The organism is Xenorhabdus sp. NBAII XenSa04 (assembly GCF_963866145.1).
GTDB lineage: Bacteria > Pseudomonadota > Gammaproteobacteria > Enterobacterales > Enterobacteriaceae > Xenorhabdus > Xenorhabdus indica.
On the sequence record NZ_CAWMEB010000379.1, the window covers coordinates 1 to 2703 of the forward strand.

Genomic DNA, 2703 nt, shown 5'->3' on the forward strand with positions numbered 1-2703 from the left:
TAACTATTGGAAGCATGACCAGTATTCTCGTGGTTCACCATTCCGGCAAAGATGAAAGCAAAGGTGCAAGGGGTTCCAGTGCTTTTCGTGCGGCGCTGGATGTTGAATACCGGATCAGCCGGGAAGGGAAAAAAGGCGGTGCACTGGTTATGACCTGCACCAAAATGAAAGATGCCGAAGAGCTGGAAACCAAAGCCTATGACATGTGTGTAGTTGAACTTTTTACCGATAAAGACGGTGAAGATATTACCTCACTGGTCTTGGTTGACAAGCCACGTGATCCGGTTGAGGAGGAAGACATCGGGCATGTCTCCAATAAGACCGATAACCATACGGCATTGTGGCAATGTATTCGGTCGCGCACTGCTTTGAAAGAACCTTGCAGCATTGCCCTTATCCGTGATGATTTAAAATCGATGGGCGTGAACGTGAAGAATTTCAGCCGCTGGTTAACCAAGTTAGAGCAGGACGGCTTGATTACCCGCCACGGGCAGGAACTCACGATTATTAACCGGAATAATGAAGATTAAAAAGTGAGTCAGAAAGTGAGGAACGGTGAGGAGAGGGATTTTACTGCTCACCGTATTCCTCACTTTTTTCGCCTCTATACGGAAAAAGTGAGGAGCACAAAAAACATTGATTTTTAAGGATAAAAAAATATCAATTCCTCACCTGTTTTTGCAGTGAGGAAAATAAAAAGTGAGGAGAAAAGTGAGGCGCAGGTGAGGAGCTATTTTTTCTGGCAGGTTTTTTTCAGCTCTCCGTGCTGCCGGGTTAATGTATTAGCCCGGTGGCACGGAGAAGACAAGCGCAGCGCGTCAGTGTCATCCTACATAGGCCAAGATAATTAGCATCAAGATGACTACTCAGATACTTTCATGAATGAATTTATTATATAAATACAAGTATTTTTGAAATTATAGTTATTACGTGAATTATGTAAGTAATGTTTTACATTTTTATTTTTTATAATTTTTGATTATAAACTGATAAATATATCAAGTAAATTTAAATTAATTAAATTTTGAAAATGTATACAATCTGTTTAATATCTGAAAAGTAGAATAATTCAGATTTACATGATAAATAAAAATAAGTAGATCATATTTTAACTCTATCTTACGGAATTAAAAACAGATTAAATTTTAATAAAATTATTATTAAATTACATAAGAATGCATTTCATATTTTATTTTATAAACAATTGGTTACAAAAAATCTGGATATTTCATTTATTTGCAATATTATTATGAAAGGAAAAGTAAAGTTATGTTGCCATTAAAATACCTGGCTGTTAATCCATCTAATTATATTCTTCATTCCGCTTATATACCCTCATCGAAACCAGAAACTCAACGAGCTATTCTGGCTGCCAGCTTGGCTGATGGTAAATCAATTATTAATAATGACTTACGTTGTCTGGAAACCAGTACAATGAAGGAAGCATGTCGCAGTATTGGAGCCAGAATTATTGAGGAGCCGCGAAGATTAATTATTTATGGTACTGGTGGTAAAATTAGCCCTGAAAAAAATGTCATTGATGCTTTCGGTTCGGGACTAGTCTTCCGTGTAATAACCGCCCTTACTTGCCACAGTGATACTCCCGCTGTGATATCGGGTGATGCTACTCTCAGAACTCGTGTAATGGAGCCTTTACTGAATTTACTTATTGAATTGGGTGGAAACATTACCAGTGTTCATATGAACGGAAAAGCACCTTTCATCAATTGGGGAGGATATATTGGTGGTGAATGCGAAATCGAAGGAAACATTAGTTCCCAATTTATTACAGCAATCCTTTTCGCAGCCCCCCTTGCTAAAAAAAGTACCACTGTAAAAATCAAAGGGGAGATCCTATCATTATCCTATATTCGACAGACATTAGAAGTTCTTGAAATAGCTGGTATTAAATTTAAGCATAATGAAGATTTCTCCAAAATTACGGTATTCCCTGGCGAATATAGTCCTGCTGAATTTACAATAACAGGCGATTACACTTCGTGTTCTTACCTGGTTGCGGTGGCAACTTTATTTCCATGTGACCTGATACTTAAAAATATCAACAGTAAGAGCTTGCAAGGTGAGCAGGCTATTCTAGCATTTGTTGAAGAAATGGGAGTAGAAGTCATAAGAAATGATCAAAAAAACGAAATTAGGTTGATTAATAGAAAAGGCCTACTAACTGGAAACTATGAATTTAATGTCAGTAATTGCCCTAATATTGTACCTACGCTAGCTTCAATAGGAATTTATGTCAATGGCTGTTTCAGAGTTACCGGGGGATCTATAACCCGTCTTCATAAATCACCAAGAATAAAAGCAATGGTAAATGAGTTACTAAAATTGGGTGTTAACATTCAACCCTTGATTATAAATGATGTTTATGACGGTTTCGAAATTCATGGCGCATCATCCTATTCTGGAAATTGTAGACTTTCTAGTTGGGGGGATCATCGTATTTTTATGTCTTTATTTGTAGCATCATTACGTTGTCAACAGACTAAATGCCTTTTCAAAATGATAGGAGTATTCATTTTTCCTCACACTGCACGGGAAAAGATAGAACCACATGTCAAGACTCTCACTATTATGAAAAGGCATTTAGTTACATTGATGGTTATGAAGATGTCCATTGTTCTTGCATTCACATAATAAGTGCAACACCGTTATAAACGAAGTAAATGAGTTGATATTCCTTTAAAT

Annotated in this window: 1 protein-coding gene and 1 pseudogene; both read left to right on the top strand. The window is 36.9% G+C overall.

Annotation, left to right across the window (positions count from 1 at the left end):
* Window positions 1–530: pseudogene (locus tag AAC147_RS12685) on the top strand (helicase RepA family protein); the annotation flags it as partial.
* 739 nt (window positions 531–1269) lie between these two features.
* Window positions 1270–2652, top strand: a complete 1383-nt coding sequence (locus AAC147_RS12690) for a 3-phosphoshikimate 1-carboxyvinyltransferase (protein WP_081989017.1) — start codon at window positions 1270–1272, stop codon at window positions 2650–2652.
* The last annotated feature ends 51 nt before the right edge of the window (window positions 2653–2703 follow it).